The sequence below is a fragment of the Azohydromonas caseinilytica genome, assembly GCF_012927045.1.
GTDB classification, from domain to species: domain Bacteria; phylum Pseudomonadota; class Gammaproteobacteria; order Burkholderiales; family Burkholderiaceae_C; genus Azohydromonas; species Azohydromonas caseinilytica.
On sequence record NZ_JABBFW010000009.1, the window covers coordinates 14,409 to 35,460 of the forward strand.

At 70.3% G+C, this 21,052-nt stretch carries 18 protein-coding genes and 1 tRNA gene; 7 read left to right on the top strand and 12 right to left on the bottom strand.

Features of this window, described 5'->3' with window-relative positions; translation table 11 throughout:
* Window positions 1–78 precede the first annotated feature (78 nt).
* A complete protein-coding gene (locus tag HHL10_RS14560) occupies window positions 79–513 on the bottom strand; it encodes an Lrp/AsnC family transcriptional regulator (protein WP_169161109.1) in 435 nt (144 codons plus the stop codon).
* Between the two features lie 122 nt (window positions 514–635).
* Between HHL10_RS14560 and HHL10_RS14565 the strand changes: the two genes are divergently transcribed.
* The 5 genes from HHL10_RS14565 to HHL10_RS14585 all read left to right on the top strand — a co-directional run bounded on the left by HHL10_RS14565 (window position 636) and on the right by HHL10_RS14585 (window position 7,355).
* The gene (locus HHL10_RS14565) at window positions 636–1,769 is read left to right on the top strand and encodes a saccharopine dehydrogenase family protein (RefSeq protein WP_169161110.1); all 1,134 of its coding nucleotides are present in this window, start codon (window positions 636–638) and stop codon (window positions 1,767–1,769) included.
* A 275-nt stretch (window positions 1,770–2,044) separates the two neighbouring features.
* Entirely contained in the window at window positions 2,045–2,863 is an 819-nt protein-coding gene (locus HHL10_RS14570) for an IclR family transcriptional regulator domain-containing protein (RefSeq protein WP_169161111.1), read from the top strand.
* A gap of 55 nt (window positions 2,864–2,918) precedes the next feature.
* Window positions 2,919–4,109 carry a 4-hydroxybenzoate 3-monooxygenase gene (gene pobA, locus HHL10_RS14575; RefSeq protein WP_169161112.1) on the top strand — a complete coding sequence of 397 codons (1,191 nt, stop codon included), beginning with the start codon at window positions 2,919–2,921 and terminating at the stop codon, window positions 4,107–4,109.
* A gap of 83 nt (window positions 4,110–4,192) precedes the next feature.
* On the top strand, window positions 4,193–4,498 hold the full coding sequence (locus HHL10_RS14580) for an antibiotic biosynthesis monooxygenase family protein (RefSeq protein WP_169161113.1): 306 nt from the start codon (window positions 4,193–4,195) through the stop codon (window positions 4,496–4,498).
* Between the two features lie 118 nt (window positions 4,499–4,616).
* The gene (locus tag HHL10_RS14585) at window positions 4,617–7,355 is read left to right on the top strand and encodes a hybrid sensor histidine kinase/response regulator (protein WP_169161114.1); all 2,739 of its coding nucleotides are present in this window, start codon (window positions 4,617–4,619) and stop codon (window positions 7,353–7,355) included.
* Between the two features lie 120 nt (window positions 7,356–7,475).
* Here HHL10_RS14585 and HHL10_RS14590 read toward each other — a convergent pair whose 3' ends face one another.
* The 6 genes from HHL10_RS14590 to rsmB form a co-directional block, all read right to left on the bottom strand.
* The gene (locus tag HHL10_RS14590) at window positions 7,476–8,387 is read right to left on the bottom strand and encodes an AEC family transporter (protein WP_169161115.1); all 912 of its coding nucleotides are present in this window, start codon (window positions 8,385–8,387) and stop codon (window positions 7,476–7,478) included.
* A gap of 63 nt (window positions 8,388–8,450) precedes the next feature.
* Window positions 8,451–8,526: transfer RNA gene (locus tag HHL10_RS14595), tRNA-Phe, on the bottom strand.
* A gap of 74 nt (window positions 8,527–8,600) precedes the next feature.
* Window positions 8,601–9,272 carry a response regulator gene (locus HHL10_RS14600; protein WP_169161116.1) on the bottom strand — a complete coding sequence of 224 codons (672 nt, stop codon included), beginning with the start codon at window positions 9,270–9,272 and terminating at the stop codon, window positions 8,601–8,603.
* A 22-nt stretch (window positions 9,273–9,294) separates the two neighbouring features.
* The gene (locus HHL10_RS14605; RefSeq protein WP_169161117.1) at window positions 9,295–11,604 is read right to left on the bottom strand and encodes a sensor histidine kinase; all 2,310 of its coding nucleotides are present in this window, start codon (window positions 11,602–11,604) and stop codon (window positions 9,295–9,297) included.
* 16 nt (window positions 11,605–11,620) lie between these two features.
* Window positions 11,621–12,229: a DUF4390 domain-containing protein gene (locus HHL10_RS14610; RefSeq protein WP_235971486.1), complete on the bottom strand. Its 609-nt coding sequence runs from the start codon at window positions 12,227–12,229 to the stop codon at window positions 11,621–11,623.
* Entirely contained in the window at window positions 12,226–13,545 is a 1,320-nt protein-coding gene (rsmB, locus tag HHL10_RS14615; RefSeq protein ID WP_169161118.1) for a 16S rRNA (cytosine(967)-C(5))-methyltransferase RsmB, read from the bottom strand. The genes HHL10_RS14610 and rsmB overlap by 4 nt, the downstream gene beginning before the upstream one ends.
* Window positions 13,546–13,707: 162 nt before the next feature.
* On the opposite strand from rsmB, the gene folE reads away from it, so the two are divergent.
* Both folE and HHL10_RS14625 read left to right on the top strand, forming a co-directional pair.
* Complete coding sequence (gene folE / locus HHL10_RS14620) at window positions 13,708–14,424, top strand: GTP cyclohydrolase I (protein WP_169161119.1); 717 nt, start codon at window positions 13,708–13,710, stop codon at window positions 14,422–14,424.
* Between the two features lie 62 nt (window positions 14,425–14,486).
* Entirely contained in the window at window positions 14,487–14,909 is a 423-nt protein-coding gene (locus HHL10_RS14625; protein ID WP_169161120.1) for a BLUF domain-containing protein, read from the top strand.
* A gap of 25 nt (window positions 14,910–14,934) precedes the next feature.
* Here the strand turns inward: HHL10_RS14625 and HHL10_RS14630 are convergent, their stop codons facing one another.
* The 5 genes from HHL10_RS14630 to HHL10_RS14650 all read right to left on the bottom strand — a co-directional run bounded on the left by HHL10_RS14630 (window position 14,935) and on the right by HHL10_RS14650 (window position 20,947).
* Complete coding sequence (locus tag HHL10_RS14630) at window positions 14,935–15,183, bottom strand: hypothetical protein (RefSeq protein WP_169161121.1); 249 nt, start codon at window positions 15,181–15,183, stop codon at window positions 14,935–14,937.
* 30 nt (window positions 15,184–15,213) lie between these two features.
* Window positions 15,214–16,749 (bottom strand): S8 family serine peptidase, encoded by a 1,536-nt coding sequence (locus HHL10_RS14635; RefSeq protein WP_169161122.1) that lies wholly within the window; start codon window positions 16,747–16,749, stop codon window positions 15,214–15,216.
* Window positions 16,750–17,074: 325 nt separating this feature from the next.
* Entirely contained in the window at window positions 17,075–18,982 is a 1,908-nt protein-coding gene (locus tag HHL10_RS31185) for an acyltransferase family protein (protein WP_169161257.1), read from the bottom strand.
* Between the two features lie 280 nt (window positions 18,983–19,262).
* A complete protein-coding gene (locus tag HHL10_RS14645; protein ID WP_169161258.1) occupies window positions 19,263–20,567 on the bottom strand; it encodes an FCSD flavin-binding domain-containing protein in 1,305 nt (434 codons plus the stop codon).
* Between the two features lie 77 nt (window positions 20,568–20,644).
* Window positions 20,645–20,947: a c-type cytochrome gene (locus HHL10_RS14650; RefSeq protein ID WP_169161123.1), complete on the bottom strand. Its 303-nt coding sequence runs from the start codon at window positions 20,945–20,947 to the stop codon at window positions 20,645–20,647.
* Window positions 20,948–21,052 lie beyond the last annotated feature (105 nt).

Below are 21,052 nucleotides of genomic sequence, written 5' to 3' on the forward strand. Positions count from 1 at the left end.
TTGCAGGCCGCGCACTCGCAGAGCTCGCGCCCTTCGCCCGGCGCGCCGACGTGCGCAGGCACGTCGGCCGGTCCGGGCTCAGCGCCTGATCCGCGTGGACAGGACGATGGCGGAGGTGGTGCGCTCCACGCCCTGGAGCGCGCCGATGCGGTCGATGAGCTCGTCCAGCTCGCCGATGGAGCCCGCCGTCAGCACGGCGATGAGATCGAAGGGGCCGCTGACCGAGTGCAGCAGCCGCACCTGCGGCATGCGCCGCAGCGCCGCCTCGATGGCGCCGCCCTGCTTGGTCGCGGCCGTGATCAGCACATGCGCGCACACCTGCGGCCCCTCCGCCTCCTCGGGCACCACCACGGTGTAGCCCGCCACCACGCGGCGGCGCTCCAGGCGCTGCAATCGGCTCTGCACCGTGGTGCGCGACAGCCCCAGCCGCCGCCCCAGCTCGGCGGTGCTGGCGCGGGCGTTCTCGCGCAGCAGCGCCAGCAGCGCGCGGTCCACGTCGTCGAGTTCGGCCATGCGCCGATTCTCTACGGCAAAGCGCTGAAATCGCCACGGCATTTCGTCGTGCTGGGCGCTGCAATCGACAACACACCGCGCCACGATCGGGCTGACCCACACCCGTTCAGGAGGAAGCCGCGATGAAAGACGTTCTCGTGCTCGGTGCCGGCCGTGTCGGCAAGGTGGCTGCGCAACTGCTGGCCGATTCGGGCGACTACGTGGTGACGCTGGCCGACCGCCACGCCGGCGCGCTGCAGGACTTCGGGCCGGCCTCGCTGCGCCGCCACACGCTGCAGGTGGACGCGGGCGACCCCGCGGCGCTGCAGGCCGCGCTGCAGGGCCGCTTCGCCGTGCTCAATGCCTTTCCCTTCGATTGCGCCGCCCGCGTGGCCGAGGCCGCGCGCGCCCAGGGCGTGCACTACCTGGACCTGACCGAGGACGTGGCGGCCACGCGCCGCATCAAGGCGCTCGCCGCGGACGCGCCCTGTGCCTTCATCCCGCAATGCGGCCTGGCGCCGGGCTTCGTCTCCATCGCCGCGGCCGACCTGGCGCGGCGCTTCGAGCGGCTGGAGACCCTGCGGCTGCGCGTGGGCGCCCTGCCGCTCTACCCCAGCAACGCGCTGGACTACAACCTGACCTGGAGCACCGAGGGCCTGATCAACGAGTACATCCAGCCCTGCGAAGCCATCGTGGACGGGCACCGCGCCGAGGTGGCGGCGCTCGAAGGCCTGGAGCACTTCAGCCTCGACGGCGTGCGCTACGAGGCCTTCAACACTTCCGGCGGCCTGGGGACGCTGTGCGAGAGCTTCGAGGGCCGCGTGCGCGAGCTCAACTACCGCAGCATCCGCTACCCCGGCCACGGCACACTGATGAAGGCGCTGCTGCACGACCTGCGCCTGCGCGAGCGCCCGGCGCTGGTCAAGGAGATCTTCGAGCACGCCATCCCCGGCACCGACCAGGACGTGGTGGTGGTCTTCGTCACCGCCACCGGCTGGCGCGACGGCCGCCTGGGGCAGCACAGCCTCGCGCGCAAGGTGCTGGGCCAATGGGCGCAGCCCGAGCCGCGCAGCGCCATCCAGATCACCACCGCCGGCAGCGCCTGCGCCGTGCTGGACCTGCTGGCCCAGGGCCGCCTCCCGCAACAGGGCTTCATCCGGCAGGAGCAGATCGCCCTGGACGACTTCCTGGCCAACCGCTTCGGCGCCGTCTACGCCGAGGCAGCCCCGCACGGCGACGCGCCCGGGACGCCCTCGCCGCTGCAGTTGGCGGCCTGAGCGGCGCCCGAAAGGCTGACACGCCGCCGTCCCCTCGCCCGCTCGGCGGGCGAGGGACAGGGGTGAGGGTTGGAGCTGCAGCGGCGCGATGGCGAGGGAGCCGATACACCATCCTTCAGAGCTGCACTGCCTCTTATCTCTTGAGGTAAAGCATGTGCGCATAGCGCACAAACCCACCTTTTCCCTCACGACAGTCAAGCCGCGACTGCCTACATTCCGGGCACTGAACAGACACGCCGCCGGGCTTCTCCCGGCGCACCGCCCGGAGACCTGCCATGGCCGCGCGCCGGCCCCTGAACCCCAGCCCCACGCCCGCCGCGCCTGATGACGCGCCCGCGCCGCCGCGCGACCGGGACCGCGTGGCCGGGCTGGAGAAGGGGCTGCAGGTCATCGAGGCCTTCGACCAGGAGCGCCCGCGCCTGACCATCAGCGAGGTGGCCGAGCGCACCGGCCTGACACGCGCCGCCGCGCGGCGCTACCTGCTGACGCTGTGCGAGCTGGGCTTCGCGCACCAGGACCGCAACCTCTTCGCCCTCACCGCCAAGGTGCTGCGGCTGTCGCAGAGCTACATGCACTCGGCGCGGCTGCCGCGCATCGTGCAGCCCGAGCTGATGAAGCTGTCGCACGCGCTCAAGGAGGCCTCCTCGGCCGGCGTGCTCGACGGCAGCGACGTGCTCTGCGTGGCCGCCACCAGCGCCGGGCGCGTCATCTCCAGCACCCTGCAGCCCGGCACGCGCGTGCCGGCCTGGTGCACCGCCAACGGCCGCGTGCTGCTGGCCGCCTGGCCGCAGGACGCGGTGCGGGCCTGGATCGCGCAGCAGGCGCTGCAGCCGCGCACGCCGCACACCCTCACCGACCCCGATGCGCTGGCCGCCGAGATCGAGCGCGTGCGCGCCCAGGGCCATGCCGCGGTGGACCAGGAATTCGAACCCGGGCTGCGCACCGTGTCGGTGCCGCTGCTCAATTACCGCGGCGACACGGTGGCCGCGCTCAACGTCAGCGTCCACGCCTCGCGCATGGCGATGGACGAACTGCAGGAGGCGGCGCTGCCGCCGCTGCGCCAGGCGCAAACGCTGCTGCGCCAGTTGCTTTGACCCCCGCGAAGGCTGCAGCGCGCCTTCGCCGTTCCCACCCACAAGGAGACAAACCATGAGCACCCGCACGCTCCGCACCCAGGTTGCCATCGTCGGCGCCGGCCCCTCGGGCCTGTTGCTGGGCGCCCTGCTGCACAAGGCCGGCGTCGAGGCCGTCGTCATCGAACAGCGCAGCGCCGACTACGTGCTGGGCCGCATCCGCGCCGGCGTGCTGGAGCAGGTCACCGTCGATCTGCTCGACGAGGCCGGCGTGGGCGAGCGCATGCACGCGGAAGGGCTGCCGCACGACGGCTTCGAGATCGCCTTCGGCGACCGCATCCACCACATCGACCTGCACGGCCTCACCGGCAAGCGCGTCATGGTCTACGGCCAGACCGAGGTGACGCGCGACCTGATGCAGGCCCGCGCCGCTGCCGGGCTGCAGACCTTCTACGAGTCGCAGGGCGTGAGCGTCCACGACTTCGACACCCACCGGCCCTGCGTGCGCTTCACCGCGCCGGACGGGCAGCCGGTGGAGGTGCAGGCCGACTTCATCGCCGGCTGCGACGGCTTCCACGGCGTGTGCCGCGCCAGCGTGCCCGAGGGCGCCATCACCAACTTCGAGAAGGTCTACCCCTTCGGCTGGCTGGGCATCCTGGCCGACGTGCCGCCGGTGTCGCACGAGCTGATCTACGCCAGCTCCGAGCAGGGTTTCGCCCTGTGCAGCATGCGCAGCAAGACGCGCAGCCGCTACTACGTGCAGTGCTCGCTGGCCGACCATGCCGACGCCTGGAGCGACGAGGCCTTCTGGGCCGAGCTCAGGCGCCGGCTGCCCGCGCAGGTGGCCGCCAACCTCACCACCGGGCCGTCGATCGAGAAGAGCATCGCCCCGCTGCGCAGCTTCGTGGCCGAGCCGCTGCGCTTCGGCCGGCTGTTCCTGGCCGGCGATGCCGGGCACATCGTGCCGCCCACCGGCGCCAAGGGCCTGAACCTGGCTGCCACCGACGTGGGCTACCTGGCGCGCAGCCTCACCGAGTTCTACCGCGGCTCCGAGGCCGGCATCGACAGCTACTCCGAGCGCTGCCTGCGCCGCATCTGGAAGGCCGAGCGCTTCAGCTGGTGGTTCACGACGCTGATGCACAAGCTGCCCGAGAACGGCGCCTTCGGCGCGCGCATCCAGCAGGCCGAGCTGGACTACCTGACCCGCTCCGAGGCGGCGCAGCGCGCGCTGGCGGAGAACTACGTCGGGCTGCCGATGGAAGCCTGAATCCGGACCCCGGCCACAATAGGAACGGGCGCCCCAGCGGCGCCCGTTTTTTTCATCCCATTGCCTTCCACAGGAGACATCCCGTGATCCTCGAACTGGTCGACATCCGCATCCACCCGGGCCAGCAGGCCGCCTTCGACGAGGCGGTGCAGCGCGGCCTGAGCACCATCATCGGTCCCTTCCCCGGCTGTCGCGGCTGGAAGGTGAACAAGGGCATCGAATCGGCCGAGCGCTACGTGGTGCAGATCTTCTGGGAGACGCTGGAGGACCACACCGTGCGCTTCCGCGGCTCGGAGGCCTTCGCCGCCTGGCGCGCCATCGTCGGCCCCTTCTTCGCGCAGCCGCCGCAGGTGGAACATTTCGAGTTCGTGGGCAAGTCCGAGGGCTGAGACGCCGCCGGGCGTGAATTACTGCCTTCCGCAACAGGCGGGTGGCATGAGCTGATAGCGGCGCATTGCCCACATCCGGACACACGCCGCGGACGGCGCGGGCCGGATGCCCGTTTTCATGCCCGGCACCCTTCCTCTTCCCGACCCCACTCCCGCCCCACCTCCCCTGCCGTCGCGCCACGGGCCGAGCCTGCGCAACGTCGTGACGCTGCTGGTGCTGCTGCTGAGCGCGCTGCTGGCCGGCGTGCTGGTGACGCTGCGCAGCACGCAGCTCGGCACGCAGGCGCAGGCCGCCGCCGGCGCGCTCAACCTGCAGCAGGCACGCGGCGTGGCCGCAGCCGTGGACGCCGACCTGGGCCGCTTCGGGCGCGAGCTGCAGTCCCAGGCCCGGCTCATCGAGCGCACCGACGCGCTGCGGCAGCCGGCGCTGCTGCAGGCGCTCATGGACCGGGCGCAGGACCAGCCCAGCCACGCCTGGATGGGCGTCACCGACGAGCACGGCCGGGTGCTGGCGGCGCTGAACCGGCTGCTGGTGGACATGGACGTGTCCAGGCGCGACTGGTGGAGCGCGGCGCAGGCGCAGCTCCATTACGGCGACGTGCACGAGGCCAAGCTGCTGGCCACGCTGCTGCCGGCGCTGTCCGAGGGCGAGCCCTGGCGCTTCGTGGACGTGGCCGTGCCGCTGCGCCAGGGCGAGCGCCCCGCCGGCGTGCTGGCCATGCACCTGTCCTGGCCCTGGCTGCGCGAGCGCATCGGGCTGTTCGCCGGCGCGGCGCCGGCGCAGGGCGCGCAGCTCTTTATCAGCGGCAGCGACGGCCGCCAGCGCCTGGGCCCCAGCGGCAAGGTGGGCGACGAGCTGCCCCTGGCGCCGCTGAGCGCGCAGGGCCCGGAAGGCTGGGGCGTGCTGACCTGGCCCGACGGCCGGCGCTACGTCACGGCCTGGGCCACCAGCCGCGGCAGCGAGCCCTTTCGCGGGCTGGGCTGGGTGACGCTGGTGCGCACGCCGCTGCAGACCGTGGAGGCCGGGCAGGCCTCCGCGCTGCGCTGGTGGTGGGGCTCCGCAGCGCTGGCGGTGGCCGTGGCCACCGCGCTGGCGTGGCTGCTGTCCTCGGCCTTCCTGCGGCCGCTGGCCCAGTTCGCGGCCCGGGTGCGCGGCTTCGCCGACGGCACCGCGATGGCGCCGCCACCCTCGACCCTGCCGGCGGAGCTCGCCCACATGCACGCGGTGGTGCTGGAGCTGGTGCACAAGCTGCGCGAGAAGGAGGCGGCGCTGCGCCAGGCGCTGGAGCATGTGCGCGGCGGCTTCGACAACGTCGGCCGCGCCCTGCCGGGCCTGCTGTTCACGCGCGTGCACCGCGGCGGCCAGTTCCACTACAGCCACTTCAGCGAATCGGCGCAGCACTACCTGGGCGTGAGCCGCCAAGCGCTGCTGCGCGACCCCGGCGGCCGGCTGTGGCTCACGCATGTGGACGAGGCCGACGCGCAGCGCCTGGTGCCGCTGCTGGCACACGCCTACGCCGAAGGCCTGCCGCTGACCTACACCTACCGCGCCCGCGGCGGCGATGGCTGCTGGCGCACGCTGCAGACCACCGTGGTGCCGCGCGAGGGCGGCAGCGCCGGCGAGCGCATCTTCGACGGCATCGCGCTGGACATCACGGCACTGGTGGAGGCGCGCACGCAGGCGGTGCAGGCCAGCGAGGCCAAGGACCGCTTCCTCGCCACCATGAGCCACGAGCTGCGCACGCCGCTCAACGGCATCCTGGGCTTCGCGCAGCTGCTGGAGTCGCGCCTGGAGCGCGACGAGGACCGCCACTGCGCCGCCCACGTCCGCCAGGCCGGGCAGAACCTGCTGCGCATCCTCAACGACGTGCTGGACCTGTCCAAGATCGAGGCCGGCGCCCTGGAGCTGGAGCGGCTGCCGCTGCGGCTGGAAGAGGTGGCGCAGGCCTGTCGCGACCTCTTTGCCGCCGACGCCGCGGCCAAGGGCGTGCAGCTGGAGCTGCAGTTGCCCGCGTCGCCGCTGCCGCTGCTGCGCGGCGACACCCTGCGGCTGCAGCAGGTGCTGGCCAACCTGCTGTCCAACGCCCTGAAGTTCACGGCCCAGGGCCGCGTGGTGCTTGCCGTGGCGCCGGAGGGCGTGGATGCGCGCGGCCGCGTGCGCTTGCGCCTGGAGGTTAGCGACACCGGCATCGGGTTGACCGCCGAGCAGCGGGCGCGGCTGTTCGAGCCCTTCCGGCAGGCGGACAGCTCCACGGCGCGCCGCTACGGCGGCACCGGGCTGGGGCTGTGGATCAGCCGCCGGCTGGTGCAGGCCATGGACGGCGAGCTGGCGCTGGAGTCCACGCCCGGCCGCGGCACGCTGGTGCGGCTGCGCCTGCCTTTCGAGCCGGCCGAGGCCGCCGCCCGCGCAGTGCCGGTGCCCGCGCCCGCCGCGGGCCCTCGGCCGCTGCGCGTGCTGGTGGTGGACGACATCGCCCTGAATCGCGAGGTGCTGCGCGCGCTGCTGCAGCTGCGCGGCCACGTGGTGGAGGAAGTGGACAACGGCGAGGCGGCGGTGCGGCGCGTGGCCGCGGGCGACATCGACCTGGTGCTGATGGACGTGGAGATGCCGGGCTGCGACGGCCTGGAAGCCACGCGCGCCCTGCGCGCGCTGCCCGGCGCAGCGGGGCGCACCCCGGTGTGGGCCGTGACCGGCCGCGCCTTCGACCACGACGTGGCCCAGGCCCGCGCCGCCGGCATGGACGGCCACCTCAGCAAGCCGGTGGACGTGCCCACGCTGGACGCGGTGCTGCAGCAGGTGGTGCAGGCCTCGGCGGCACGCCGCGACGCGGCGCAGGCCTCCCCGGCTGACGCCTGAGCCGGACACCGGATTGTTTACCGAGAGTTGACGCTGCGGTCACTCGCTGTCGCCGAGTGACCTCATTGTTGCCGGCCTGTTCACAGCACTGGGCAGGCCGGGGCACCGAAGGCCGCCGGATCAGCCCTTCACCGCCCCGGCCAGCCACAGCAGCCCGGGCGACAGCACCAGCAGCGCCAGCGTGGACACCAGCACGCCGCCGGCGGCGACCTCGCCGTGCGGCGTGAGGCGCTCGGCGTAGAGGTAGCTCGCCACCGCCACCGGCATGGCCAGCTGCAGCAGCATCACGCCCGCCACCAGGGGTGGCAGTCCCAGCAGCACGCCCACCAGCAGCCCGGAGAGCGTGCCCACCACCAGGCGGATGGAGCCCAGCCACGCGCCCTGGCGCAGGCCGCCGTGCGACACCGTCACCAGCGCGTAGCCCAGGCTCAGCAGCATCAGCGGCACGGTGAGCGAGCCCACCAGCCGGGCGCTCTCCAGCACCGGCGCGGGCAGGCTCCAGCCGCTCCAGCGCAGCAGCCCCGCCGCCGCGACGGCGAAGACCACGCCGCGCGGGAAGCGCGTGCGCTGCGTGGAGGAGCGCGACAACACCCACACCCCCACCGTGTGCTGCAGCATCGAGGTGATGGCGAAGGCCGCCACCGCGATGGCCAGGCCCTCGTCGCCGAAGGCCAGCTGCGACAGCGGCAGCCCCAGGTTGCCGCTGTTGGGCAGCACCGCCGCCGGCAGCAGGCCCAGCACCGGCAGTTTCAGCAGGCGCAGCGCCAGGGCGGCCAGGGCGGCGGCAATGAGAAAACCCAGCACCGTGGCCGTCCCGGCCTGCAGCAGCGCCTGGCCGCCCAGCGGCGTGGTCAGCAGCGTGTGGAACACCAGCGCCGGCGTGGCGAAGTTGGCGGCCAGCACCGAGATGAACTCGCCCGGGAACGGCTTCTTCTTCCAGGCCCAGTAGGAACCGACCGAGGCGCAGGCCACCACCGGCAGCAGCAGCGCGGCAATGCGCAGGTAGAGGGAAAGGCCGTCGAGGAGGGTCATGCGGGCAAAGGAGCGGGGCAAGAAAAAAGCCCCGTGCATTGCTGCGCGGGGCTTTCTCTTGTTTGGTGGCCAAGGGCGGAATCGAACCACCGACACGCGGATTTTCAATCCGCTGCTCTACCAACTGAGCTACTTGGCCGTGAAGCTGCGCATTCTATCAGTGCTTTTTGAAAGTTTGCAAGCCCTTTTTGATGAATCTGCTCCGAACCGCCTTCAGGCGCCGCCGCGCTTGTTGCGCGAGAGGTCCACGCCGAGCTGCTTGAGCTTGCGGTAGAGGTGCGTGCGCTCCAGGCCGGTCTTCTCGGCCACGCGGGTCATGGAACCGTTCTCCTTGGCCAGGTGGAACTCGAAGTAGGTCTTCTCGAAGGCGTCGCGCGCCTCGCGCAGCGGGCGATCCAGCTCGAAGCTGAACTCGCTGCTGAGCGCGCCGCCCAGGTTCAGCGCCGGCACCCCGTAGCCGCCACCACTGCCGTCGCCCGTCGCGTCGGCATGGCCTGCGGCGGCGCCGGGCGCGGCGGCCGTGGGCTTGGCCAGGCCCTGCTCCACGGCGCGCAGCAGCTTCTGCAGCGTGATGGGCTTTTCCAGGAAGGCCATCGCGCCGAAGCGCGTGGCTTCCACGGCGGTGTCGATGGTGCCGTGGCCGCTCATCATGATCACGGGCATGGTCAGCTGGCCGGTGCTGCCCCATTCCTTGAGCAGCGTGATGCCGTCCACGTCGGGCATCCAGATGTCCAGCAGCACGAGGTCGGGGCGCATCCGCTCGCGCAGGGCGCGGGCCTGGGCGGCGTTCTCGGCCAGCTCCACGCCGTGCCCTTCGTCCGTCAGGATCTCGGAGAGCAGGGCGCGGATGCCCAGTTCGTCGTCAACAACAAGGATGGTCGCCATGGATGCTCGGTGCGCTCGGCCTTCAGCTGGCCGGCGGGAGGAAGGCCGATGCGGCCGCGGCAGGCACGGCGGGGGCAGCGGCGAGATTCGAAAATGATAGCGTCACTTGCGCACCCGCCGCCGGGGCGTCGGGCGCCTCGCCGCCGCTGCGGTTGGCAATGCGCACCCGCGCGCCATGCTCGTCGGCGATCTTCTTGACCACCGCCAGCCCCAGCCCCGTGCCCTTGGTCTTGGTCGTGACATAGGGCTCGAAGGCGCGCTTGAGCACCTTGTCGGCGAAGCCCGGGCCGTTGTCCAGGATGCGCAGCCTCACCCCGCGCGCCGTGCCCTGCTCGCCCGACTGCACCTCCGTGAAGAGCTGCACCCGGCCGTCGGGCTTGTCGGCCACGGCGTCCAGCGCGTTTTGCAACAGGTTGTGCACCACTTGGCGCAGCTGCGTGGCGTCGCCCTGCACCCAGGGCAGGTCCGGCGCGCAGTTCACCACCAGCCGGCCCTGCTCGATGGCATGCCCGTACAGCGCCAGCACCTCGGCGATGAGCGCATTGAGGTCCAGCGCCGCCAGCTGCGCCGAGGGCAGCCGCGCGTAGTCGCGGAACTCGTTGACCAGCTCCTTCATCGCCTGCACCTGCGTGACGATGGTGCCCACCGAGCGCACCAACAGCGCCTGGTCGTTGCCTTCGAGCTTGGCTTCGAGCCGGTGCTGCAGCCGCTCGGCCGAGAGCTGGATCGGCGTGAGCGGGTTCTTGATCTCGTGCGCCAGGCGCCGCGCCACCTCGGCCCAGGCCGCCGAGCGCTGCGCCGACACCACCTCGGAGATGTCGTCGAACACCACCAGCCGCGCCTCCTGCGGCAGCGTGGCGCCGCGCACCAGCAGCGTCTGCACGTCGGGCTGCTCGGGGCGGTCGGCCGCCGGGTCGCCACGGCGCTCGAAGGCGTCCTGCCACTGGCCGCGCTCGCCGGCCTCGGGGCTCTCGGCCAGCAGCTCGAAGCGCTGCCAGATCGCCTGCGCGAACTCCTGCAGCCCCGGCACCTCCTCCAGGCGCTGGCCGCGACAGGCCGACAGCGGCGACTTGAGGATGCGCGTGGCGCCGGGGTTGACGGTGTCGATGCGGCGCTGCTCGTCGAACACGATCACGCCCGCGGTCATGTTGTCCAGGATGGTCTGCAGGTGCGCGCGCGCGCGCTGCAGCTGCGTGACGCTGGCATGCGCCTGCGCGCGGGCCTCGGCCAGCTGCTGCGTCATGTCGGCGAAGGAGCGCGTCAGGCCCCCGAGCTCGTCGCGCGAGGCGAACACCGGCTTGGCGCCCAGGTCGCCGGCCGCCACCTGGCGCACGCCCTCGGCCAGCAGCAGCAGCGGGCGCGCGAGCTGGTGGCCCAGCGCCACGGCCAGCAGCACCGCGCCGAACACGGCCAGGATCAGCGTGAGCGTAAGCGTGCCGATGTACATGCGCCGCAGGCCCTCGCGCGCCAGCGCGCGCTGCTGGTACTCGCGGTAGGCGGCCTGCACCGCCAGCGCCTGGCTGGTCAGGTTGCCGGGCAGCGGGCGCACGGCCATCAGGAAGCGGTCGTCGGCGGCCAGGGTGATGTCAATGCGCGGCACGGCCGCGATCGCGCGCACCAGCGCCGGCGGCGCGCCGGCCGTGCCCTCGTCGTCCAGGCCCTCGATCTGGCTGGCGACGCGCCCGCCGCGCGCCTGGCGCAGCAGCGCCGCCGAGGGCCGCGCCGGCGCGATGGCCGTGGCGCTGCCGCCCACGCTGAACAGCACCTGGCCCGAGGGGCTGACCAGCGCCACGGTCTGCGCCGAGAGCTGCTCGCGCGCGCGCTCCAGCGCCAGCGCCATGGGCAGCCCCGGCGTGTCGGCCAGGTGCTCGGCGGCGAACTGGGTCTTGGCCGCCAGGTCGGCCTGCTGCGCGTCCAGCGTGCTGCGCCCCAGCGCCAGGCCGGCATTGAGCGCGCCCTCGACACGGGCATCGAACCAGATCTCGATGCTGCGCGTGACGAACTGGTAGCTCACGGTGTAGACCAGCGCCCCCGGCACCACGCCCACCAGCGCGAAGATGCCCGCGAGCTTGAGCAGCAGCCGGCTGCCGAACTTGCCGCGGCGCACGCGCAGCGCCAGCCGCCCCGCGGCCGTCAGCAGCACCGCCGTCAGCAGCGCCAGCACCGCCAGGTTGGCGATGAAGAGCCAGGTCCAGTGGCGTTCGTAGAAAGCGTCCGGGTCGCCGGCGGCGCCGCCGGTGGACAGCGACAGCACGAAGCCCGCCACCAGCGCCACGCCCGTCAGCGCCACCAGCCCCACCAGCACGCTCGTGCGTCGGGCCTTGCTGCTCATCTCTGTCCCCTAATGCCTATTCCGGCCGCAGCGTGCGCTCGATGCCCAGCACCCAGTCGGCCTGGTTGCCGATGCCCAGCTGCATGGGCCGCGGCAGCTGCTCGGTGTCCAGCCGCCAGCGCCACTCGACGTAGTAGCGCGACTCGTCGCCCTCCAGCTGCCCGGGCTCGGCAATGCGCCAGCGCGCCGTGCGCGTCATCGACGCCATGGCCTCGGCCAGCGTGGCGTAGCTGGTGTGCAGGCCGCCCAGGCTCACGCGGTAGCTCTCCGTGAGCGGCTGGTACGACAGCCGCCATTGCCGCGTCTGGCGCGCCACGCGCTCGTCGCGCCAGTACCAGCGCGGCCGGTACACGCTGGCGTCGGTCTCGAAGTACAGCGGCACGCCGCGCTGCAGCGCGTCCTCCACCGCGCGCGGCAGCGCCACGCGCAGCGCGTAGTCCAGCAGCAGCGCGCCGTCCTGGCGCCGCACGGCCAGCTCCTGCAGCTCCAGCGCGCCCGCGCGCGGCGCGAGCGGCCACAGCAGGGCCAGCAGACAGACGAACAGCCCTCCCCAGCGTCCGAGCGCCGCACGGAACCTGCTGAACGGCGGGAAAGCGGCGGCGACACGGATCGAAGGCGGGATCAAGGCTTGTGCAGCAGCGCGTAATAGAAACCGTCCCCGGGCGGGACCTGGTCGGAAGGGGCATTGTCGGCCAGGGGCAGCAGATGCCCGGGCGACGCCGGGTCCAGCCGGGCGCCCTGCGCGCCCTGGCGTTGCAAAAACGCATCGACTTGGTGCGCGCCCTCGGCCTTGAACAGCGAGCAGGTGGCGTAGACCAGCCGCCCGCCCGGCTTGAGCAGCGGCCACAGCGCGTCCAGCAGCCCGGCCTGCACCTTCACCAGCTGCGCGACGTCGGCCGGGCGGCGCAGCCAGCGCGCGTCCGGATGGCGCCGCACCACGCCCGAGGCGCTGCACGGCGCGTCGAGCAGGATGGCGTCGAAGGGACGCCCGTCCCACCAGTCGGCCACGCGGCGGCCGTCGGCGGCCTTGAGCTCCGCCTGCAAGCCCAGACGGTCCAGCGTCTCGCGCACACGGCCCAGGCGCTGCGGGTCGGCATCCAGCGCCACGAGCTCCAGGTCGGCCAGCTCCAGCAGGTGCGCGGTCTTGCCGCCGGGGGCGGCGCAGGCGTCCAGCACGCGCGCGCCGGCGGGCAGTGGCGCCACGCCCGGCACCTCCAGGCCCAGCAGCAGCGGCGCGGCGCGCTGGGCCGAGAGGTCCTGCACCGACACGTCGCCGTCGGCGAAGCCGGGCAGTTGCGTCACCGGCGCCGGCTGCTCCAGCAGCACGGCGTGGGGGCCGATGGCGCGCGCGGCCAGGCCGGCGTCAGCCAGGCGCCGCACGTAGCCGGCGGCGTCGCCGCGGCGGGCGTTGACGCGCAGCGTCATGGGCGGGCGCTCGTTGGCGGCGCGCAGCAGCGCGCTCCACTGCTCGGGCCAGTCCTGGCGCACGCGCTCGATCCACCAGGCGGGATGGCTGTAGGCCGCCACCGGGTCGCGCTGCAGGTCCGCGACGAGCTGGTCGCGCTCGCGCAGGAAGCGGCGCAGCACGGCGTTGACGAAGCCGGCGGCGTTGGGGCTGCGCTTGCGCACCGCCTTGACCGCCTGGTCCACCAGCACGTGCGGCGCGTAGACCTCGGGCGGCCACAGCAGGGCCAGGGCGGTGGTGAGCAGCGCATCGACCTCGGCCGGCGGCGTCTTGGGCGCGAGGCGGGCGCGGGCGGCGTTGGCCGCGCCCAGGCGGCGCAGCGTGTCGAAGCTCAGGGCCTGGGTACCGGCGCGGGCCTCGGCCGGCACGCTGGCCAGTACCTCGGTGAGCGAGCGCCCGGCGCGCACGGCGGCCAGCGCGTCGGCGGTGTGGCCCAGCAGCCGCGCCAGCGGCAAGGAAGTGGGGGAAGACGACATGGGGCGCGCAGTCTAGACCCCGCGGGCGCGCCGCCCGGCGGCAGGGGCAGCGCATCCGTCACGGCCGCGGCGGGTTTCACAGTGGGTCACCGGCCTCCTGCAAGCCCTTACGTGGGCAACGACAATCCCCCGATTGCGATCCCCGCAGCGACCCTTCGAGTGATGAACACCAAACTGCCCGTCGAGGAGGCCCTGGTTGCCAGCGCCTCCGAGCGCATCCGCCAGCGCCTGGAGCGAGCCGGCCGCCGCTTCCACGCCAACGACAACATCTCCGCCTTCATTCGCGAGGGCGAGATCGACCAGATCAAGGCCGAGGTCGAGTCGCACCTGAAGCAGGTCCTGCGCGCGCTGGTGATCGACACCGACAGCGACCACAACACCAACGACACCGCGCAGCGCGTGGCCAAGATGTTCGTGGACGAGGTGTTCCGCGGCCGCTATGTGCCGGTGCCCAAGGTCACCGAGTTCCCCAATGCCGAGCGGCTGAACGAGCTGATGATCGTGGGCCCGATCAAGGTGCGCAGCGCCTGCTCGCACCACCTGTGCCCGATCCTGGGCCGGGTCTGGGTCGGCATCCTGCCCAACGAGCATTCCAACCTGATCGGCCTGTCGAAGTACGCGCGGCTGTGCGAATGGATCATGAGCCGCCCGCAGATCCAGGAAGAGGCCGTGACCATGCTGGCCAACGAGCTGCAGGAGCGCGTCAAGCCCGACGGCTTGGCGCTGGTGATGGAGGCGGACCACTTCTGCATGCACTGGCGCGGCGTGAAGGACGACGAGTCCGTCATGACCAACTCCGTGATGCGCGGGGCCTTCCTGAAGGACGCCAGCCTGCGCCGCGAATTCCTGTCCCTGCTCAGCCGCAAGAACAATTTCTGAGTCGGCCCGATCCTTGCCCGCCTGATCCTTTTTCCATTTGTCACGCGATTGGAGACAAGCCCATGCTGGTACGCCTGATGTATGTGAGCCGCGCCCGGGACGGCGTGGAGGCGGAGACGGTGCAGGCCATCGTGCGCCAGTCCAAGTCGCACAACCCGGCGGCGGGCATCACCGGGGTGCTGTGCTGCACGGAGGGGCTGTTCGTGCAGGTGCTCGAAGGCGGCCGGGCCGCGGTCAATGCGCTCTACAACAAGATCGTGGCCGACCCGCGCCACCACGACGTGCAGCTGCTGGCCTACGAGGAGACCACCGAGCGGCATTTCACCGGCTGGTCCATGGGGCAGGTGAACCTGGCGCGATTGAACCCGTCGCTGCTGCTGAAGTATTCCGAGACGGCGTCGCTCGATCCCTATGCGATGAGCGGCAAGGTGGTGCTGGCCTTGTTCGAGGAGCTGGCCTGCACGGCGGCGGTGGTGGGGCCGTGACGCCGCACATCCGCGGCCCCGCCCCTCACTGATCCGACCCCCTCAGCTTCAGCCGCGTGTCCGGCACCTGGATTCGCGGCCCTTGCCGCGACACGATCCAGCCGTGCAGCCGGACCGTCAGCTCCTCGACCAGCGCGTCGTCGGCCACGTCCACCAGCAGCATGCGCTCGCTGCGGTGCTGCACCACCGCCGCCGGCAGCGACGCGACCACGCCGGCAGCCTCGTCCGGAGAGGCGGCGTCGGCGGCGCAGCGCCGCAGGATCAACGTGACCATGGCGGCCTGTATAGCACCGGGCACCGGGCTTCAGCGCGGCAGTCCGGCGCCCTCCAGGGTCGGATCGAAGCCCAGCGGCCGCGCCGCCTGGGTCAGCAGGCCCAGGAGGGCGATGGAGCGCTCCCGGCCGCGCGGCAGGCCCAGCAGGTCCGGACGCGCCGACAGCAGCGCCGCGGCCATGCCCGTCACCGCCGGGCAGGCCATGGAGGTGCCGCTCATCACGCCATAGAGGCCGCCGGGCAGCGTGGAGACGATGCCCCCGCCCGGGCCGGCCAGGTCGATGGCCGGGCCGACGTTGGAGAAGCCGGAGATGTAGATGCGCGGATCGATGGGCGCGAAAGGCTCGACCTCGTCCAGCACCTCGCTGGAGCCGGGCGGGTAGGTGCCCTTCTTCGCCGCGCTGCTCACCGCCACCGCGAGGGCCCAGGCGGCCGGGTAGGACACCGGGCCGCGCCCGTCGTTGCCGGCCGCGGCGATGCAGAGCGTGCCGCGGTCGAAGGCGTCCTTGAGGGCGGCCTCCACCGCCTCGTCGGCGTAGGCCGAGCCCAGGCTGAGGTTGAGCAGGTCGCAGCCGTCGGCCACGCCCTGGTCGATGGCGCGGACGATGTCGTAGTTGGTGGCGCCCTGGCCCGAGTTCGGGAACACGCGGTAGCCGTAGAGCCGCACGCCGGGCGCGACGCCGCGCTTGCCCGGCGCCGGCCGGCCCGGCTGCAGCGAGCCGGTGCTGGCGATGATCCCGGCGACATGGGTGCCATGCTCGCCCTGCCGCTGCGCCGGGCCCGGGCCGCCCGCGTCGCCCTCCTCGGCCACGAAGGCGCCGCCGCCGGCCAGCTCCAGGTCCGGGTGGTTGAAGTCCACGCCCGAGTCGATGACGCCCACCGTCACGCCCCGGCCGGCGTCGGGCGGCAGCTGGCCGTAGAGCTCGGCGGCGAAGTCCGGCACCGACAGGTCCACCGGCTCCATCTCCAGCGCCGCGCCGTCCTCCAGCACCACGTCCCGGCGCCCGATGCCCCAGTAGCCCGGCGGCCCGTAGGCCACCAGCACGTCCAGCCGCACCGGCGCGGCGCCCAGCCGCAGGGCGACCTGGCCCTGCGCGTCGGAAAGTCCGCCGGCGCCGATGCGGCGCGCGAAGTCGGTGAAGGCCAGTACGGTGGCGCGGCGCACGGGCTGGCGGGTGCGGGCGTCCAGGCAGCGCACGGCCAGCGTGGTGGCCGCCGCCACCGTCGCGGCGGGATAGAGCTCGGACTCGATCTCCAGCAGCGGGCGGCGCGCCTGCTCGTAGCGCACCAGCGGCACGGCCCGCACGCCGGGGTCGGACACCCGCAGCGCCGCCCTCTCGGCCGGCCCCATCTCCACCAGCTTCGGCCCTGTCGGGCAGATGGAGTGCAGCACTCTCATATGGGGATGCGGCGGCACCAGCCCATGCGCCAGCACGTTCAGCCGCGCGCTGGCCGCCTGCTCGAACAGCGCCTGGTTCGCACCCACCCGGGCCAGATCGTCGGAGTGCAGACCCCGTACCGGCAGCAGCACGTACCGCGCCGCCGGCTCCACCGTGTTCGTCGCCATGGACCGCCTTCAGAAAGATGCGATGCCTCATGCGGGGCAACAGGCGGGCCTTGGGCGGCCAAGCGAGGAGCCCTTCCGCGCCGCTCAAGGATGCGGTGCAAGCCGGACCCGGGCATCGCGGTATTTCAGGAGCCGGTCGGCTTGATACCAGCGCCAGACAAAATACCAGCATTCCTTGCGCCGGGTTTGTATTTGGCGCCGTTTCCGGCGCCATTGGCTCCATTCGATCTGTTACGGGTTCAAGCCCGCCGTGGACCCGGGAACGTGAACCATCACAACATGAAAATTATTCCCACCCCTGCAGCCATGGCGTGCTGCTGCCTTTTCAAAAGCCGACGCTCTGCATCAAGCCAGCCGCGACCAGTTTTGCACCCGCAACGGTCAGGTGATTGTCATCAAAGTAATAGGCCACGCCACCATTCGCGGCCATGCACTTCGCCTCGTCGCAAAATATTTGCGCCGGATCAATGATGGTCACTTCACGAGGAATCTCATGAAGCCGCGCTCTCAAGTATTCACTCCGGCTTTTCCACCAGGAAGCGTCCGCCCCATAGATTCGACCTCGCGCATCACCAGCCTCCAACACCAGTTCATCGATGCTCTTTGGAATTTCCGGCGCCTGCAACACCAGGAAAACCTTCTTCCCGCTGCCGACGAAGTGGCGCAAAACATTCACATAGGAATTCCAGACTTTTTCTCTCTCGCTTTGCCCAACGTCATCGACAAGCCTTGGATATTTGCCTGTATGACCACCAAACAGCCAGTTGTTGATCCGGTAGGAAACAACGACATTGCGAATGTCCTTATTTTCCGCAATGTATTTAGCTGCTTGATCCGTCCATTCCGAGCAATATTTGAACTGTCCCCCAACCGTTCTGCCAAAAGTCGGCACACAGTTGCTGAAAGAAAAATGCTTCAAACTGAGACCATATGCCGCCAGCTCATCCGCCATTGCATAGGCAAGCTCAACCGCATGACTGTCCCCAAATGCAGCCCAGCTCAGCTTGCCCGCATGATATTCGCAAGCATCCTTGGCCTTGATAAAGCTTTCACCAGCAGTGTGGCAATCAGCACGACGCGGGCTTGGCGTTATGGATTTCAAAACGACAAGCTGGTCCCTGGTCGCCTTCATCTCCATGAAGCCGTTCTTCACATGTCCAGCCAATCCCAACGCAATAAGAGCCACACTGCCCGCCGTGCCATATGAAAAAATCTGCTTGCGGTCAAAACGCCATCCATTTCTGAATGGCGACTCCACATACCTCCAGCTCAGATATGCGAGCAGCACGGCAAAGACAGACAAGAAGCCAAATACCACCTTATCCGATTCACCGTAACCCGCATGCCGGGCAAACGCAAACAAAGGTTGATGCCACAAGTAGAGGCTGTAGCTTATCAAGCCTATACCAACAAACCACTTGTTCGCAATGAATTTACCGGCAATAGTTTCCTGAGTGGCGCACACTATTATCAATGCCGCACCCACGGTCGGAACCAGGGAATAGAGACTCGGAAACGGCGTCTCCTTGTCGAAGAAAAATATCGCATACACAATCAGCGCCAAGCCTATCCAGGCGCCAACCTCTTTCTTCGCCACAGAGAAATTCAATCGACGCTTATCCAGGGAAGCCATGGCCACGAATGCGCCAATCAAGAGCTCCCAGCTGCGCGTCGGCAGCAAGTAAAAATTCGCCGCTGGCGCATGCACCGCTCCCCACTGCGCAGCCGCCAAGCTGGCCGCAAATACTGCAGCAAAGAAGGCCAACATCCAGCGCAGTCCCAGTCGCCAAGCAAGCATCAATGCCATGGGGAACAATACGTAATACTGCTCCTCCACGGCCAGGCTCCAGGTATGCAGGAGCGGCTTCAGCTCGGCAGCCCCCTCAAAGTAGCCACTTTCCTTCCAGAAGAGAAAGTTGGAGCCGAACAAAGACACCGCCACCAAGCTCTCGGAAAAGTCTTTCAAGTCTCTTGGCGACAAAAGTACCCATGCAAACGGCAGGCACGCCAAAATGACCAGGAACAAGGCCGGCAGTATTCTTCGCGCCCGCCTCTCGTAAAATTTAATGATATTGAAATTGCCCGCCAGCACCTCGGACAATATGATCCCAGTGATGAGATACCCGCTAATGACAAAGAAAACATCCACACCGACGAATCCGCCACTGAACAGATCGAAGCCAGCATGAAAAAGCACAACAGGAACAACGGCAATTGTCCGCAGCCCGTCTATCTCTGCGCGATATTTTTTTTTCCATCACGATATTGTCAGAAGTGGTCTGCACCAATCAAAATTCCGATGTTGCGGCACTCGCAAACACCCATATTCAACAGAACGCGATTGCCGGCATATTTATGCAGGCCATCAGGAATATTGATGAAACCCTAATTATAACTCAGCTTCGAAGCCATAAAACAGTCCTTCTCGTGAGAAATCAGCAACATATACCTTGCGTCACGAGGCCATGAACTGTGCGAAAAATGGGTACACGACTCGCCGCCCCAGCCAAGCCTCACGCTGCGGCGGCCTTACCCGCCAGGGCGTCCTGCCGCATCGCCTTGAGCCAACCCACCGCGTAATGACCCTCCTCCTCACTCGCCCCCACCGACACCCCGCTCCCCCCCGGCACCACCGTGAAGGTGCGCTGTGCGGCGTCCCAGCCGTGCACGCTGGCGACGTGCATGGCCTGCATGCCGTCCACCCAGCTGTAGCAGGTATTCGTCAACACCGGCGCGGGGTTCAGGTCCCAACCGGACAGGGACGCCACGACGGCCGCCGCCGCGACCTTGGCGTGGGCGTTGGCCATGTGGGCGCTCTTGGGCATCAGCGGGGCGGACAGCACGGCGTCGCCCAGCAGGTGCACGCCGGCCTCCTTCGGCAGCGCCTTGGCCGAGAAATCCAGGAAGTCCACCTCGCACCAGCGGCCGTTGGCCTTCGCCAGCCCGCTGTGCGCGGCGATGTCGCCGGCGCGCATGTCGGGCAGGACGTTCAGCACGTCGCCGCGCTCGCGCTCGCCCAGCTCGAATTCCACCTCGCGCCCGTCCGCCGACACCGCCACCGCCCGGTGCGAGGGCCGGTACTCGACGATGCCGGCATAGCGCTCGGCCCACACCCGCTTGAACAGCGCCGCCTTGCTCACCGGCTCGGGGTTGGCGTCGAACACCAGCACCTTGGATTTCGGCTTCTCGCGCTTGAAGTAGTCGGCCACCAGGCAGGCGCGCTCGTAGGGGCCGGGCGGGCAGCGGAACGGGGCTTCGGGAATGGTCAGCACGAACACGCCGCCGTCGGGCATCGCCTGCAGCTGCGCGCGCAGCGCCTGCGTCTCCGGCCCGGCCTTCCAGGCCTGCAGCACCCGGCCGGCCGCATGCGCGGCGGGCAGGCCGTCGATGCGCTCGCGCATCAGCTCGACGCCGGGGGAGAGGATCAATTTGTCCCAGCGCAGCGAATCGCCCGAGGCCAGGCGCGCCTCGCGCTTGTCGAAGTCCAGCGAAGTGACACGGTCGCGCACGCGCCGCACGCCCAGGCGCTCCAGGCCCTCGTAGCCGAAAGTCAAGTCGGCGAGCGTGCGGTGCCCGGCCAGCACCAGGTTGCTGTGCGGGCAGCTCACCAGCGCGGGCTCCGGCTCCACCAGCGTCACCTGCAGCCGGTTGCCGGAGAACAGGCGCAGGTAGCGCGCGGCGGTAGCGCCGCCCCAGCCGCCGCCGACCACCAGCACGTGGGCACTGCCCGGGGTCGAAGTGGTCGAGGCGCAGCCGGTGAGATTGAGCAGTCCGGCCGCGCCGGCCGCCTGCAGCCAGCGGCGGCGGGATGGATCAATGCACCTGAGCGCCTGCCCTTCGACAGGCCCAGGGCGAACGAGGGATGAGGTGGCCGGCGACTGCCTGGAATCCGTGCTCACGGCCGCTGGGCCACGAAGAAGGCGGCGAGCTGTTCGATCTGCGCGGCGTCGTAGCCGCGGGCGATCTGGTGCATCACGGTGGCCTCGCGCGCGCCGCTCTTGAAGGCCTGCATCTGCTCGATGAGCCAGGGCGCGGGGCGGCCGGCCAGGCGGGGGATGGCGGAGCCGGCCGGGGCATGGCCGTCGGTGCCGTGGCAGGCGGCGCAGGTGGCAGCCAGGGCGTGCTGGCGGAGTTCGGCGGGGGTGGTGGGGGGCTGGGCTTGGGCGCCGAAGCTGACGGCGAGCACTCCGGCCAGCATCAACCGATGTCTGCAGCCCTCACCCCTGCCCCTCTCCCGCGGAGCGGGCGCGGGGAAGTGAGGCGCTTGAGCCTTCCGGGTGTCGCTTGGGAAATGAAAAGCCAT

Excerpts from the sequence above, each read along its gene's own strand:
- HHL10_RS14560 (WP_169161109.1), bottom strand. The coding sequence starts at position 513 with ATGGCCGAACTCGACGACGTGGACCGCGCGCTGCTGGCGCTGCTGCGC.
- HHL10_RS14565 (WP_169161110.1), top strand. The coding sequence starts at position 636 with ATGAAAGACGTTCTCGTGCTCGGTGCCGGCCGTGTCGGCAAGGTGGCT.
- HHL10_RS14570 (WP_169161111.1), top strand. The coding sequence starts at position 2,045 with ATGGCCGCGCGCCGGCCCCTGAACCCCAGCCCCACGCCCGCCGCGCCT.
- pobA (WP_169161112.1), top strand. The coding sequence starts at position 2,919 with ATGAGCACCCGCACGCTCCGCACCCAGGTTGCCATCGTCGGCGCCGGC.
- HHL10_RS14585 (WP_169161114.1), top strand. The coding sequence starts at position 4,617 with ATGCCCGGCACCCTTCCTCTTCCCGACCCCACTCCCGCCCCACCTCCC.
- HHL10_RS14590 (WP_169161115.1), bottom strand. The coding sequence starts at position 8,387 with ATGACCCTCCTCGACGGCCTTTCCCTCTACCTGCGCATTGCCGCGCTG.
- HHL10_RS14600 (WP_169161116.1), bottom strand. The coding sequence starts at position 9,272 with ATGGCGACCATCCTTGTTGTTGACGACGAACTGGGCATCCGCGCCCTG.
- HHL10_RS14605 (WP_169161117.1), bottom strand. The coding sequence starts at position 11,604 with ATGAGCAGCAAGGCCCGACGCACGAGCGTGCTGGTGGGGCTGGTGGCG.
- rsmB (WP_169161118.1), bottom strand. The coding sequence starts at position 13,545 with ATGTCGTCTTCCCCCACTTCCTTGCCGCTGGCGCGGCTGCTGGGCCAC.
- folE (WP_169161119.1), top strand. The coding sequence starts at position 13,708 with ATGAACACCAAACTGCCCGTCGAGGAGGCCCTGGTTGCCAGCGCCTCC.
- HHL10_RS14625 (WP_169161120.1), top strand. The coding sequence starts at position 14,487 with ATGCTGGTACGCCTGATGTATGTGAGCCGCGCCCGGGACGGCGTGGAG.
- HHL10_RS14630 (WP_169161121.1), bottom strand. The coding sequence starts at position 15,183 with ATGGTCACGTTGATCCTGCGGCGCTGCGCCGCCGACGCCGCCTCTCCG.
- HHL10_RS14635 (WP_169161122.1), bottom strand. The coding sequence starts at position 16,749 with ATGGCGACGAACACGGTGGAGCCGGCGGCGCGGTACGTGCTGCTGCCG.
- HHL10_RS14650 (WP_169161123.1), bottom strand. The coding sequence starts at position 20,947 with ATGCTGGCCGGAGTGCTCGCCGTCAGCTTCGGCGCCCAAGCCCAGCCC.